This window comes from Vibrio gazogenes (assembly GCF_002196515.1).
Lineage (GTDB): Bacteria > Pseudomonadota > Gammaproteobacteria > Enterobacterales > Vibrionaceae > Vibrio > Vibrio gazogenes_A.
Genome location: NZ_CP018835.1, coordinates 2372342 through 2385040 on the forward strand (window position 1 = coordinate 2372342; position 12699 = coordinate 2385040).

Genomic DNA, 12699 nt, shown 5'->3' on the forward strand with positions numbered 1-12699 from the left:
CGAATTATTTGTTTTGTGCGCGCTCATAAGAGGATTGGATTTCTGCACGAGCTGATGCGGCATCTTCCCAGCCATCAACTTTCACCCATTTGCCTGATTCAAGCTCTTTGTAGCGCTCGAAGAAATGTTTGATTTGTGCTTTCAGCAGCTCAGGCAGATCATTGACATCCTGAACATGGTCATATTCTTTAGTCAGTTTTGAGTGTGGTACAGCAACAACTTTTGCATCTTCACCAGATTCATCTGTCATTTTCAGCACACCGACAGGGCGACAACGAATAACTGCACCAGGAACCAGCGGATAAGGTGTCGGGACCAGCACGTCAACCGGATCACCATCCAAAGAAAGCGTATTGTTTACATAACCGTAGTTACATGGGTAGAACATCGGTGTAGACATAAAGCGGTCTACAAATACAGCACCAGACTCTTTGTCTACTTCATATTTGATTGGATCAGCATTTGCCGGGATTTCAATGACGACATAGATATCATCAGGCAGAGACTTACCTGCTGGTACGTTATTCAAACTCATGAATGTATTCCTTACTGTTTAGCGGACGTTTTTGAAGGGCCTATTATTATTCACTTCACCGTTGAACGCAAAAAGTGTTGATCACTGAATCGTGACGGGCCAAGAAAAAGCGCCCGGAGGCGCTGATGATGAGATTTAATCGTCTTGATGGGCTTCCAGAAATGCTTGGAGTTTGGTGACCATGTTCTTGGAACCGACAAAAAACGGTACACGCTGATGTAGCTCTTGCGGGTTCAGGTCTAGAATCCGTTTCATGCCATCGGTGGCAATACCACCGGCTTGCTCCATCAGGAATGCCATAGGATTACATTCGTACAGTAGGCGGAGTTTACCTTGTGGGTGACTGAGTGTACTTGGATACAGGTAAATGCCACCTTTGAGGAGGTTACGGTGAAAATCCGCAACCAGCGATCCGATATAGCGTGACGTGTAAGGACGGTTATCTTCCGGTACGTTTTCCTGACAGTGTTTAATGTATTTTTTTACACCGGTCGGGAAACGAATGTAATTCCCTTCGTTAATCGAATAGATTCTGCCATCTTCCGGAATCATCATATTCTCATGGGAGAGACAGAAGGTGCCTAATGACGGATCGTAAGTAAACCCATTGACGCCATTGCCGGTGGTGTATACCAGCATTGTCGAAGAACCATAAATGACGTATCCGGCTGCGACCTGTTTATGACCCGGTTGCAGAAAGTCTTCCGCTGTCGGGGTGGTACCAATCGGAGAGACACGGTGGTAAATCGAGAAAATGGTTCCGACCGACACATTCACATCAATATTGGTTGAGCCGTCAAGCGGGTCCATCAACACGACATACTTAGCATTCTTATTCAATTCTTTATTAAATATGATTGCTTCGTCTTCTTCTTCACTGGCGACACCGCAGACCTGATCTCTGGCTTCAAGCGCTGCTTTAAACTTCTCATTGGCGTAAACGTCGAGTTTTTGCTGATCTTCGCCCTGAATGTTTTCCGTACCGACAGCGCCGGTAATATCGACGAGTCCCGCTTTATTGATTTCACGGTTTACGATTTTTGCTGCCAAACGTATCGAAGCAAGTAGGGAAGAGAGCTCTCCGCTTGCATGAGGAAAATCGGTCTGTTTCTCAACAATGAATTCTCCTAAGGTTCTCATTTCTGACATGTTATTTCCTTGAAAAGCAATCATGAACACTTACCATTCGTCTGAAAGACAGCAAATTGGCATTATGCAAATGGGCGATGGATGCCCTTTAAATAAGATTCTATGATCCAGATCTTATTTAAGGTAATAAAGTAACTGACTCAGATCCCATTTTTCATACAAGATAACGACAAGCGTGAATCCTGGCAGGCTGAGAGTAAAATCTCTGTCGGATTGTCGATTTCCGACTCGCTTTTATGATGTGAATCATGATAATGAAGGTCAGTAAGATGAGCGAAAATCAGAACAGAGGACTGAGAGATTCATGCACATACATATACTCGGAATTTGTGGCACATTTATGGGTGGCGTTGCGACGCTGGCTCGCCAGATGGGACACCGGGTCACCGGTTCCGATGCCAATGTTTATCCACCAATGAGCACGTTGCTGGAATCTCAAGATATTGAAATTATAGAGGGTTTTGACGTTGAGCAACTCAATCCTCGGCCGGACTTAGTGGTGATCGGTAATGCACTGAGTCGGGGTAACCCTTGTGTCGAGTATGTCCTCAATCATCGTCTGCCCTACACATCCGGACCACAGTGGTTGAGTGAGTTTTTGCTGCGGGAACGATGGGTACTGGCGGTGGCCGGAACACATGGTAAAACCACAACTGCCAGTATGTTGAGCTGGATACTGGAATATTGTGGCTATCAGCCCGGTTTTCTGGTCGGTGGTGTGCTCGGTAACTTCGGCATTTCTGCCAGATTGGGTGAAAGTGACTTTTTTGTCGTTGAAGCCGATGAATATGACAGTGCTTTTTTCGATAAGCGATCTAAGTTTGTTCACTACCATCCGAATACGCTGATCCTGAACAATTTAGAGTTCGATCATGCTGATATCTTTGACGATCTTGAGGCAATTAAGAAACAATTTCATCATTTGGTTCGGACGGTTCCCGGCATTGGTCGTATCCTTTCTCCCCAAAATGATGCTGCTTTAAATGATGTTTTGGCACAGGGTTGCTGGAGCGAGCAAGAACTTTGCGGTGAGAATGCAAACTGGAATGCAACGAAATTAGAAAAAGATGGATCTTCATTCCATATTTTATTGAATGGGGAGACAGTTGGCACCGTGTCATGGGATTTGATCGGGGATCATAATGTGCATAACGCCATCATGGCTGTTGCAGCTGCCCGTCATGTCGGTGTCGTTCCGGAGATGGCTTGTGAAGCGTTGGGGCAATTTATTAACACCAAACGTCGTCTGGAACTGCGTGGTGAGGTACATGGTGTGACGGTTTATGATGATTTTGCTCATCATCCGACAGCCATCCAACAAACCTTAGCAGGGCTACGAGCAAAAGTTGGTTCACAACGGATTATCGCGGTATTGGAACCTCGCTCGGCAACCATGAAAATGGGCGTGCATAAGCAGGTTCTGGCCGATGCCTTGGCTCAGGCTGATATGGTATTCCTTTACCAGCCGGAAGAACTGACATGGCCGGTTGCTGATGTGGTGGCACAATGTCACCAGCCGGGCTATGTGGCCGATGAGATTGATGCTTTAGTGCAACAAGTGGTTCAGGTTGCGCATCCCGGAGATTCGATTCTGGTGATGAGCAATGGTGGTTTCGGCGGGATTCATGACAAACTGCTGTTGCAGTTGGAGAGAGGCTATCATGCGTGATCTTCAGCAAGAAAAAGCCATCACACTCGCTTGGACGGGGGCTTCTGGTGCGCCTTACGGATTACGTTTGCTTCAGCATTTGTTAGCTGCGGATTATCAGGTTTATCTGCTCATCTCGTCAGCAGCGAGAGTGGTACTGGCGACGGAGCATGGTTTGAAGCTTTCCGCAGCACCGGATAAAGCCCACCAGACCTTGGTTGAGCATCTGCAATGTCGTCATGAGCAATTGATTGTGTGTGGCAAAGAAGATTGGTTTTCTCCGGTTGCTTCCGGTTCGTCAGCACCAAAACAGATGGTCGTTTGTCCTTGTTCAGCAGGCAGTGTGGCTTCGATTGCTTATGGCATGTCAGATAATTTGATTGAGCGCGCGGCAGATGTGGTCATCAAAGAAAAAGGACAGCTGTTGCTGGTGGTACGGGAAACGCCATTTTCAACCATACATTTAGAAAACATGTTGAAGCTGTCTCAGGCTGGCGTGACCATCATGCCGGCTGCGCCCGGATTTTACCATCAGCCAGCGTCGATCGATGATCTCGTCGATTTTATGGTTGCGCGGATTCTTGACCATCTGGGGATCGAGCAGACTGTGGTACCACGCTGGGGGTATCAGCACTGAATCATCAGTAGCACATTGATTCAATTCACAGTAAAATCATTCGCACTCATCGGGGAGCTTCCATGACACATTAACCGACTCGGTATTTTGTCATGGTGCTGAGATTGGGCCATTGCCCAGAACCCGCAACGACCTGAACCAGATAATGCTGGCGTAGGAATTGAGTTTGGTCTGCCCTCTGAGGCCTGCCTCAACCCTGTGCCGCTCGTATCAAGGAGAGCGAGCCGTGACAATGAACAATGCTAAAGCCTCGATTTATGCAGGCATCTTCATCTTGAGTTTAACCACTGGCGTGGTACAGGCTCAGTCCCCTGAACTGACCGTGTATACCTATGATTCTTTCACCTCGGAATGGGGCCCCGGACCTGCGATTAAGCAAGCATTTGAGGCACATTGCCAGTGCAAGCTGAATTACGTCGCACTCGATGACGGGGTCTCGATTCTCAACCGTCTGCGCCTTGAGGGAAGTCATAGTCAGGCGGATATTGTTCTGGGGCTGGATGACAGCCTGATGGCAGAAGCGAAACAGACCGGTCTGTTAGCGAAGCATCATGTCGATACCGCAGCGTTAACATTGCCCAATGGATGGCATGATGATGTTTTTGTCCCTTACGATTATGGTTATTTTGCCTTTGTCTATCGTCAGGATTTACTGCCTAACCCGCCCAAGAGTCTCAAAGCACTGGTTGAGCAGTCACCTGATCTGAAAATCATCTATCAGGATCCCCGAACATCAACACCCGGTCAGGGACTTTTATTGTGGATGAAATCCGTCTACGGTGATCAGGCTGCTCAGGCTTGGCAACAACTGGCGAAGAAAACGGTCACGGTGACCAAAGGTTGGTCTGAAGCCTACTCGATGTTTCTGAAAGGTGAGTCGGATATGGTTCTGTCGTACACCACCTCACCAGCGTATCATCAGATTGCTGAACAGGATGATCGCTATGCTGCGGCTGAATTTTCGGAAGGGCATTACATGCAGGTCGAAGTGGCTGCGAAGTTAGCAGGGAGTCCGCATCAGGCGCTTGCCGATCAGTTTATGCAGTTTATGTTGAGTGATGAATTCCAGTCAGTCATCCCGACGACGAACTGGATGTATCCGGTGACTTCGGTCACGCTGCCGGACGCTTTCCGTCACTTATCTGTACCGGAAAAAACATTGCGGTTTTCTGCAACGGAAGTTGCTAAAAACCGGAGACATTGGATTCGTGAATGGCAAACAGCGCTCACACAGGCTCGGTAGCAGCGACTGTGGTTATTCAACGCGCTCCCCGCATCGGACTTTGGGTCGCCACTGGGGTGGTGATCTTTATTCTCAGTGCGTTCGGGGCATTGCTGGTTCATGCATCCGGCCTTGAACTGACAGCGGTACTGAGTGATCCGTATTACCTCCATGTCACGCGGTTCAGTTTTTATCAGGCATTGCTATCCACGTTGTTGAGTGTAATTCCGGCCATTCCGGTTGCCTTGGCGTTGCACCGTCGTGCATTTCCCGGCCGCAACTTGCTGATCAAATTATTTTCGACCACGCTGGTGATGCCGGTGTTAGTCGGAGTATTTGGTTTGCTGGCAATTTATGGGCGCAGCGGTTTTTTAGCCAGTGTACTGCATACACTACATCTGGATTTCAGCTTTTCAGTCTACGGCCTGAATGGCATCTTACTGGCTCATGTGTTTTTTAATCTGCCTTATGCCAGCCGACTGTTTTTACATTCGCTGGAAATGATCCCGAGAGAGCAAACCTTATTAGCCTGTCATCTGGGAATGACCCCGTGGCAAATATTTCGTTACGTTCACTGGCCGCGGATTCGTCAGCAGATGCCTCATGTGGCCGGATTGGTCTTCATGTTGTGTTTTACCAGCTTTGCCACAGTCATGGCCTTGGGTGGCGGTCCGCAGTCTACGACAATTGAATTGGCTATTTATCAGGCGATTAAGTTTGATTTTGATCTTCGTGCCGGTGCCATACTGGCGCTATGGCAAATGTTACTGTGTGGTTTGTTGGCTTTCATACTACAAAGCATCACGAAAACCATCAATGTCGGAAGTCAGGGTGATTCTCCCCGTCAGCCTTTATTCCGCGATAGTGGTCTGGCGCGTTACTGGGATTATGGATGGATTGTTTGTTGTGGCTTGTTGGTGCTACCACCGTTGATGATGGTGCTTATTTCCGGAGTCAATTCACATTTGTGGCCTGTGTTAAGTGGTGCGGGGTTTTGGCAGGCGCTTGCCAGCTCTTTACGTGTTGCCTGTGTTGCCGGTTCACTCGCGCTGGCAGCCGGTATCGGCGTCTTGTTGACGAGCCGGAGCTGGCGACTGAACCGTCAGGGACGACGTGCCGATATGCTGGAAACAGTCGGCATGATGGTTTTGGTCACACCGGGCTTGGTGATCAGTACCGGACTGTTTTTGCTGTTACGTGCGTTTACCAATGCGTTTGATTTTGCCTATGGGGTCGTCGTGGCCGTCAACGCGATGATGGCTTTACCTTATGTGATTAAAACGCTGCAACAACCGTTGTGGATGTTAGCGCAGCAATATCAGTCACTGTGTGACAGTCTGGGAATGCGGGGATGGCGTCGCCTTTGGCTGGTGGAGTGGCGTGCGGTGCGAAAACCGATCATTCATGCATGGGTGATCAGCTTTTTGGTGGCGATGGGGGATTTAAGTGCCATTGCGTTATTCGGCAGCCAAGAATTCAGAACCTTGCCGCTTTATCTTTATCAGTTATTGGGAAGTTATCAGATGGAATCGGCTGCGGTTGTGGCAAGTTGTTTATTGCTGATCAGTCTCGGATGCTTTTTTGTTGTCGAGCGTCTGTTCCGGCGCGGGGAGTATATCAATGCTGACACTTGATCAGGTGCGTTATGAATATCAGCAAGAGTGGTTTGATTTCTCGCTCTCGGTGCCTCAAGGCAGTATTTGGGCTTTGATGGGGCCGAGCGGTGCTGGGAAATCAACGTTATTAAGTCTGGTCGCCGGGTTTATTGCTCCGAAGTCCGGTGATATTCGGGTCAATGATCAGTCTGTGTTGTCATTGCCACCGTATGAACGCCCATTCTCGATGCTGTTTCAGGAACACAACCTTTTTTCTCACTTGTCTGTGCGTGACAATATCGGATTGGGGTTACACCCCGGGTTGAAACTGACGCGTCAAGACTGGGATAAAGTTGTCCATGCAGCGCATCAAGTGGGCATCGAAACGCTGTTAGACCGACGGCCGGAGCAGTTGTCCGGCGGGCAAAGGCAGCGCGTCGCACTGGCACGTTGTTTTGTGCAGGAACGTTCACACTGGTTGCTGGATGAACCTTTTTCCGCATTGGATCCGATTTTACGGGCAGATATGCTGGCCTTGGTCAGACGCTTGGCCAACGAGCGGCATATCTCAGTTTTGATGGTCACCCATCATGTCAGTGATGCGAAGAATATGGCCAGTCATTTTGCTTATATCGATGAAAATCATATACAGGTGACGGGGGGCATTGAGTCGTTAAGTGAATCGCATTCAAATGCGTCGCTGAATGCATTTATCCGTGCAGGAAATGGCTAGGGGCCGTTGCCCCTTCGCCCCTTCGTGATGGTTTTTGCAGCAATTTGTCGTGCATTTCGTCAAGGCAGGTCATGTGAAGTGTAGCGCTCTATATGAACCATGACCTAACGCTGGATAAATGAGCGACAAATGCTGCCCAGAGGGTTCATCTGAACGTGTCTTGCCCTTTGTTGCGGGTCATTTGCTTAGGATAGCTAAGCGGCATGCCCCGCGCCGCGATCAATACCCGTTCAGATTGAACAAAATTTAACCACGAAAGGTCAGCAACCCCTAACGATGCGTCATGCCTTCATTAGAGCATGACGCCTCGAATGGCGATTATTGTAGGTCTTCTTCCAACGTTTTTAGCAGTTGAAAAATCTCTCGGGCAGCTTTTGATGATTTTCCGCTCTGTTGTTCTTTCTTTGCCTGACGAACCAGATGACGGAGCTGTTGGCGGTCGACTTCAGGATATTTTTCAATGACGGCATTGATAGCCGTGTCACCTTCCTCAATCAATTGATCCCGCTGTTGTTCCAGACGATGGAATGCAGCGGTTGCCTGTGCATGTTTGTTCCGGTATTTGTCCAATGCAGCCTGAATCGGTTCTACATCGATATGACGCATCAAACGACCAATGTACTGAAGTTGTCGTCTTCTTGCTTCATTCTTAAAGCGTTGCGCATCTTTGATTGCCTCGGCAAGATCCGCAGGTAACGGGAACTTTTCCAAAGCGGCCGGCTTGAGTTCAACCAGCGCTTCCCCGAGTTGTTGCAACTCAATCATGTCATTTTTCATTTCGGTTTTACTGACCCAAATGATCTCTTCTTCTTCTTCCCAGGGAGCTTTTTGATTTTTGCGCGCCATAGTCTCTAACTTATCTGCTTATCAATGTCCGTTATTTTAGCAAGAATCGTGGGGAGAACGAGCATTTCTTGTTATGCTATCGAAATAGTTTCAAGAAGAGACATCAGTTATGAATGTAAAACAGCAAGTTGCACAACAGCGCAGTGAGCTTGAAGCTGCGGTCGCGAAAGCTTTAGAGCTTGCATCGTCACAAGCGGACGCCGCAGAAGTGGCGATCACCAAGAGTACGGGGCTCAGTGTTTCAACCCGTTTTTGTGAAGTCGAGAATGTCGAGTTCAACAGTGATGGTGCCTTGGGGATTACAGTGTATCGGGGGCAACGCAAAGGCAGTGCTTCGACATCCGATCTGAGTGAACAGGCGATTCAGCAGACGGTCATGGCTGCATTGGATATTGCCCATTATACCTCGGAAGACCCGTTTGCCGGTCCAGCGCCGAAAGAATTGATGGTGACAGATATTCCGGATCTGGACTTGTTTCACCCGGATGAACCCAATCCGGATCAGGCTGCCAGTATTGCGATTGCCGCAGAAAGGGCAGCACTGGATTACAGTACCAAGATAAAACAGAGTGATGGTGCGAGTTATGACAGTCACTACGGTGTAAGGGTTTACGGAAACAGTCATGGTCTGCTCGCCAGCTATGCATCCAGCCGTCACAGTATCAGTTGTTGTGTGATTGGACAGGGTGAACAGGATCGTATGGAGCGGGATTACAGCTATACCATTGCACGGCATAAAGATGAGCTGTGGACTCCCGAGCAAGTTGGTCAGCTTGCGGCCGAGCGAACTGTGAGCCGGTTGGATCCGCAAAAACTGAAAACCGGTCACTATCCGGTGATGTTTGCACCAGAAGTTGCGACAGGGCTGATCGGTCATTTCGTAATGGCGATTTCCGGCGGCAATTTGTACCGTAAATCATCATTCCTGTTGGATCATTTAGGCGAGAAAGTTTTCCCGGACTGGTTCTCGATTGCAGAGCGGCCCCATATTCTGCGCGGTCTGGCTTCGAGCCCGTTTGACAGTGAAGGGTTGGCGACTCGGGATCAGGATATCGTGACTGATGGTGTATTAGGGACTTACTTGCTTTCCAGCTATGCGGCAAGAAAGCTCAACATGACGCCGACCGGTCATGCCGGCGGTATTCACAACTGGTTTGTGAAATCCTCCGGTGAACAGAACTTCAAGCAGATGCTGCAAGCAATGGGCACTGGCTTTCTAGTCACAGAAGTGATGGGGCAGGGCGTCAATATTGTCACCGGAGACTACTCCCGTGGTGCTGCCGGGTTCTGGGTTGAAAATGGCGAAATTCAGTTTCCGGTCTCTGAAATCACCATTGCTGGTGGGTTGAAGGATATGTTCAGCCGGATTATTGCTGTCGGGAATGATGTGGATGTGCGTTCTCAGATTCAGACCGGTTCTATTCTGATTGAATCAATGAAAGTCGCCGGAGAATAGTGATTGTTCTTGGCCAAACCTCAAGTTGACAAAAAAGCGAGCTGAATAGCTCGCTTTTTTGATTAATGCTACAACTATCAATGCCTGATAGTTATTTTGAGTAAAATATCACGAGTCATAACAATGGGACGTAACGTTTTGAATTGTTGTGTTAATTTATAGCCAATTTTTTCCGGTTCTCCTTTATGGTTTTCAGCGCAGTCCCGTGTACGGCGTTGAACGAATCATCGACGTTGTCGATAAGGAATAAAGTGATGCTATCCCCTCAAGAACGCGCAGCAATCAAACAAGATATTCAATCCAACCAGCATGAAATCTACGTCATCTCTTTTGAAGAGATGGATAATATTGTGAAATCTTCACCTCATGCTTATTCGAAGACCGTAAAAGATACCTGGAAGAAACTTAGAGACAGAGTTGGAGACGGGACAAACTGGTATGCTACGGCTGATGATAGCCTAACCCTTGTCAAACTGATTAGTGATTTGGGCGGTATTGGCACCAAAGCTTATGTAAAGACCTATGGTGGTAAACCACATATTATTTTAAAGGGTAATCCCCGTTTGAGAACAGTGCTGACTGGGACAAAATATGGAGTGAAAAACGCCAAGGTCGTGACAATGGGGTTAGGAAAGGCGGCTGCGATTAGTGGTGCGAAAGTTGGTGGTGTGGTTTCTATCATTTTAATGAGTCTTTATCGGATTGCCGATTATGTTTTAACCGATGAAATCACTTTATCTCGATTAATTGGCTCTTTGGCAACCGATGTGGTGAAGATTGGGATCGTTACTGGGGCTTCTATTGTAGCTGCTTACGGAGCTGGACTCCTTTCTTTTGCTATTGGGCCGCTTGCTGCTGTTGTATTTATCGGTTTTGTTGGAAATATAGCTTTAACCTATATCGATAATCGTTACCATATCACAGATAGAGTTGTTGAGGTTTTAGATGAAATGGGAAATGGTGTTAATGATTATCTTGCTCGGGCTAAACACCAATTTGAAGATACAATGGCACGTGCTGCCGGTTCTGTGATTGATTATGTTCTGGAGTCAGCGCAACAGATGATAATTGATTTTACTAAACATTCAATTGACCGATTTTTGTCTCCTCAACCCAAGGTATATTTCTAGTGAAAGAAGAAGTTAGCATCTCTAAGCTATTATTAGCACTCTTGTTCTTTGCATGTTTTGCTTTATTCGCTTTTCTTGCTTTTGGTATTGCCTTATTTCAGTTGATTGATAATTTTATTGAATTGCCAGATGTGATTGAATTTGACCGAGGTGCTATGTATGGATTTGGTGGAGGGGTTGGACTCTCTAGTTTCTGTATTGGCTTTGTGATCTTGATATTTTATCGGAGAATCTCCCCAAAAGCTGAAAGTCGAATAGGAAAAGGAATAATTTATGGCTTAGTACTGATGTTCATATTACCTATTTTTTCTAGCTTTACTATCCCTTATTTGATAGAAAGCAAGGGTTATATTCGGTGTGAAAGTGCAGAATACCGACCTTCATGGCCAATTTTTCGTGCTCATATCTATAGCGATAGTCAGCAAGTTTGTAAACAGTTGATTGAAGAAAAGAAATAAGCGGGGATATATTGATTGAATAGGGAATTTATTCCCCATCATTTAAATTTGCTATGAAAGAAGAAATAACTATACCCAAAGCATTATTAGGGATGATTTTGTTCGGTAGCGTCGGTACTCCTTGCTTGATATTATTTTGTCTTTCCATATATAACTTGGTGGATGATTTCATGTCTTCACCCGCAATAATTGAATATGAACGAGGTGCGTTATATGGACTAGGTGCTGGTATTGTCTTATTAAGTGTTTTTTCAGGGTTTATCGTTTTACTGTTGTATCGGAAAATTTCACCGAAAGCAGAAAGCCGTATGAGCAAAGGAATGGCTCTAGGTTTGATATTAATTTTCACACTTCCTATCGTTTCTGGATTTATTTTACCAAGTTTTATCGAAGCTAAAGGCTATCAACGCTGTGACAAAGCAGAGCGCCGAGCATCGTGGCCAATATATCGTACTCATATCTATACCGATAATCGACAAGCCTGTGAACGATTAATAGAAGAAAAGCAACAAGCCGGAAGGTATTAACGAAAAGGGCTGAATCAATGCTGTATTCAGTCTGTTTTTTAACAGCGATTATGTTCTCTATAACAATAGATCGATTTGATGAAAAAGAGACATGATCATTTTCATGATAAAAAGGTTGGTTTTTATGGCGCACATCGCATACATGACAATTAATGGGGAAAAACAGGGCTTAATTTCCAGCGGATGTAACACCAAAGATTCAATGGGAAATAAGTATCAGGAATCTCATGCCGATGAAATCACAATTCTTTCTTGTGATCATCATATGGCGAAAGCTCCGCATCAACATGGTAAAAGCCATGCCCCCATCCGTATGATTAAAAATATTGATAAATCGAGCCCGCTGCTATCCACAGCATTTGCCCGGCAGGAGCACCTCGATTGTGTGATTCATTTTTATCGTACCAATGAGCAGGGCTATAACGAAAAGTTTTATTCAATTGAACTCAAAAAAGCGATTATCAGTGGGATGAGTTTTGCGTTGCCACATACTGTCCATGCGCATCAGGAAGAGATGCATGAGGTGATTGAATTCAGTTATCAGGAAATTACCTGGCAACATAGCATTAGCGGGACGATGGGGTTTGATAATTGGGATCAGGGCGGTTGGAGTGCCTAATTTCACATCTTAGATTGAAGTACTCCCGAAGGGCGAGTTCACTGAACTCAGAGACTGCGTTAGAGATTCTCGCCATAGAATGGCTATGACTCAAATCTCTGCCTTGCCTCTGAGCCCAGTGATTCTCGCTGAAACTGCATCTTG

The 12699-nt window shown here is 46.6% G+C and carries 13 protein-coding genes and 1 riboswitch; of the genes, 10 read left to right on the plus strand and 3 right to left on the minus strand.

Annotated features, from left to right (window positions below):
* Positions 1–4: 4 nt before the first annotated feature.
* Positions 5–535: an inorganic diphosphatase gene (gene ppa / locus BSQ33_RS10780; protein ID WP_021019688.1), complete on the minus strand. Its 531-nt coding sequence runs from the start codon at positions 533–535 to the stop codon at positions 5–7.
* A 135-nt stretch (positions 536–670) separates the two neighbouring features.
* Complete coding sequence (gene fbp / locus BSQ33_RS10785; RefSeq protein WP_021019689.1) at positions 671–1684, minus strand: class 1 fructose-bisphosphatase; 1014 nt, start codon at positions 1682–1684, stop codon at positions 671–673.
* A gap of 304 nt (positions 1685–1988) precedes the next feature.
* Between fbp and mpl the strand changes: the two genes are divergently transcribed.
* The 5 genes from mpl to thiQ all read left to right on the plus strand — a co-directional run bounded on the left by mpl (position 1989) and on the right by thiQ (position 7519).
* Entirely contained in the window at positions 1989–3353 is a 1365-nt protein-coding gene (gene mpl, locus BSQ33_RS10790; protein ID WP_021019690.1) for a UDP-N-acetylmuramate:L-alanyl-gamma-D-glutamyl-meso-diaminopimelate ligase, read from the plus strand.
* Positions 3346–3969: a flavin prenyltransferase UbiX gene (locus BSQ33_RS10795; RefSeq protein ID WP_021019691.1), complete on the plus strand. Its 624-nt coding sequence runs from the start codon at positions 3346–3348 to the stop codon at positions 3967–3969. Before mpl ends, BSQ33_RS10795 begins: the two co-directional genes overlap by 8 nt.
* A gap of 40 nt (positions 3970–4009) precedes the next feature.
* Positions 4010–4146, plus strand: a riboswitch (TPP riboswitch).
* A gap of 55 nt (positions 4147–4201) precedes the next feature.
* Entirely contained in the window at positions 4202–5212 is a 1011-nt protein-coding gene (thiB, locus tag BSQ33_RS10800) for a thiamine ABC transporter substrate binding subunit (protein ID WP_021019692.1), read from the plus strand.
* 14 nt (positions 5213–5226) lie between these two features.
* On the plus strand, positions 5227–6825 hold the full coding sequence (thiP, locus tag BSQ33_RS10805) for a thiamine/thiamine pyrophosphate ABC transporter permease ThiP (RefSeq protein WP_088134577.1): 1599 nt from the start codon (positions 5227–5229) through the stop codon (positions 6823–6825).
* Complete coding sequence (thiQ, locus tag BSQ33_RS10810) at positions 6812–7519, plus strand: thiamine ABC transporter ATP-binding protein (protein ID WP_027694100.1); 708 nt, start codon at positions 6812–6814, stop codon at positions 7517–7519. Before thiP ends, thiQ begins: the two co-directional genes overlap by 14 nt.
* A 318-nt stretch (positions 7520–7837) precedes the next feature.
* Here the strand turns inward: thiQ and yjgA are convergent, their stop codons facing one another.
* Complete coding sequence (gene yjgA, locus BSQ33_RS10815; RefSeq protein ID WP_021019041.1) at positions 7838–8365, minus strand: ribosome biogenesis factor YjgA; 528 nt, start codon at positions 8363–8365, stop codon at positions 7838–7840.
* Between the two features lie 109 nt (positions 8366–8474).
* Between yjgA and pmbA the strand changes: the two genes are divergently transcribed.
* The 5 genes from pmbA (at position 8475) to BSQ33_RS10840 (ending at position 12555) form a co-directional block, all read left to right on the plus strand.
* Positions 8475–9821 carry a metalloprotease PmbA gene (gene pmbA / locus BSQ33_RS10820; RefSeq protein ID WP_088134095.1) on the plus strand — a complete coding sequence of 449 codons (1347 nt, stop codon included), beginning with the start codon at positions 8475–8477 and terminating at the stop codon, positions 9819–9821.
* 254 nt (positions 9822–10075) lie between these two features.
* The gene (locus tag BSQ33_RS10825; RefSeq protein ID WP_088134096.1) at positions 10076–10951 is read left to right on the plus strand and encodes a hypothetical protein; all 876 of its coding nucleotides are present in this window, start codon (positions 10076–10078) and stop codon (positions 10949–10951) included.
* On the plus strand, positions 10951–11409 hold the full coding sequence (locus tag BSQ33_RS10830) for a DUF1240 domain-containing protein (protein ID WP_088134097.1): 459 nt from the start codon (positions 10951–10953) through the stop codon (positions 11407–11409). Before BSQ33_RS10825 ends, BSQ33_RS10830 begins: the two co-directional genes overlap by 1 nt.
* A 53-nt stretch (positions 11410–11462) precedes the next feature.
* Entirely contained in the window at positions 11463–11936 is a 474-nt protein-coding gene (locus BSQ33_RS10835; RefSeq protein WP_088134098.1) for a hypothetical protein, read from the plus strand.
* 124 nt (positions 11937–12060) lie between these two features.
* Positions 12061–12555: an Hcp family type VI secretion system effector gene (locus BSQ33_RS10840; RefSeq protein WP_021019046.1), complete on the plus strand. Its 495-nt coding sequence runs from the start codon at positions 12061–12063 to the stop codon at positions 12553–12555.
* The last annotated feature ends 144 nt before the right edge of the window (positions 12556–12699 follow it).

Excerpts from the sequence above, each read along its gene's own strand:
- ppa (WP_021019688.1), bottom strand. The coding sequence starts at position 535 with ATGAGTTTGAATAACGTACCAGCAGGTAAGTCTCTGCCTGATGATATC.
- fbp (WP_021019689.1), bottom strand. The coding sequence starts at position 1,684 with ATGTCAGAAATGAGAACCTTAGGAGAATTCATTGTTGAGAAACAGACC.
- mpl (WP_021019690.1), top strand. The coding sequence starts at position 1,989 with ATGCACATACATATACTCGGAATTTGTGGCACATTTATGGGTGGCGTT.
- BSQ33_RS10795 (WP_021019691.1), top strand. The coding sequence starts at position 3,346 with ATGCGTGATCTTCAGCAAGAAAAAGCCATCACACTCGCTTGGACGGGG.
- thiB (WP_021019692.1), top strand. The coding sequence starts at position 4,202 with ATGAACAATGCTAAAGCCTCGATTTATGCAGGCATCTTCATCTTGAGT.
- thiQ (WP_027694100.1), top strand. The coding sequence starts at position 6,812 with ATGCTGACACTTGATCAGGTGCGTTATGAATATCAGCAAGAGTGGTTT.
- yjgA (WP_021019041.1), bottom strand. The coding sequence starts at position 8,365 with ATGGCGCGCAAAAATCAAAAAGCTCCCTGGGAAGAAGAAGAAGAGATC.
- pmbA (WP_088134095.1), top strand. The coding sequence starts at position 8,475 with ATGAATGTAAAACAGCAAGTTGCACAACAGCGCAGTGAGCTTGAAGCT.
- BSQ33_RS10825 (WP_088134096.1), top strand. The coding sequence starts at position 10,076 with ATGCTATCCCCTCAAGAACGCGCAGCAATCAAACAAGATATTCAATCC.
- BSQ33_RS10835 (WP_088134098.1), top strand. The coding sequence starts at position 11,463 with ATGAAAGAAGAAATAACTATACCCAAAGCATTATTAGGGATGATTTTG.
- BSQ33_RS10840 (WP_021019046.1), top strand. The coding sequence starts at position 12,061 with ATGGCGCACATCGCATACATGACAATTAATGGGGAAAAACAGGGCTTA.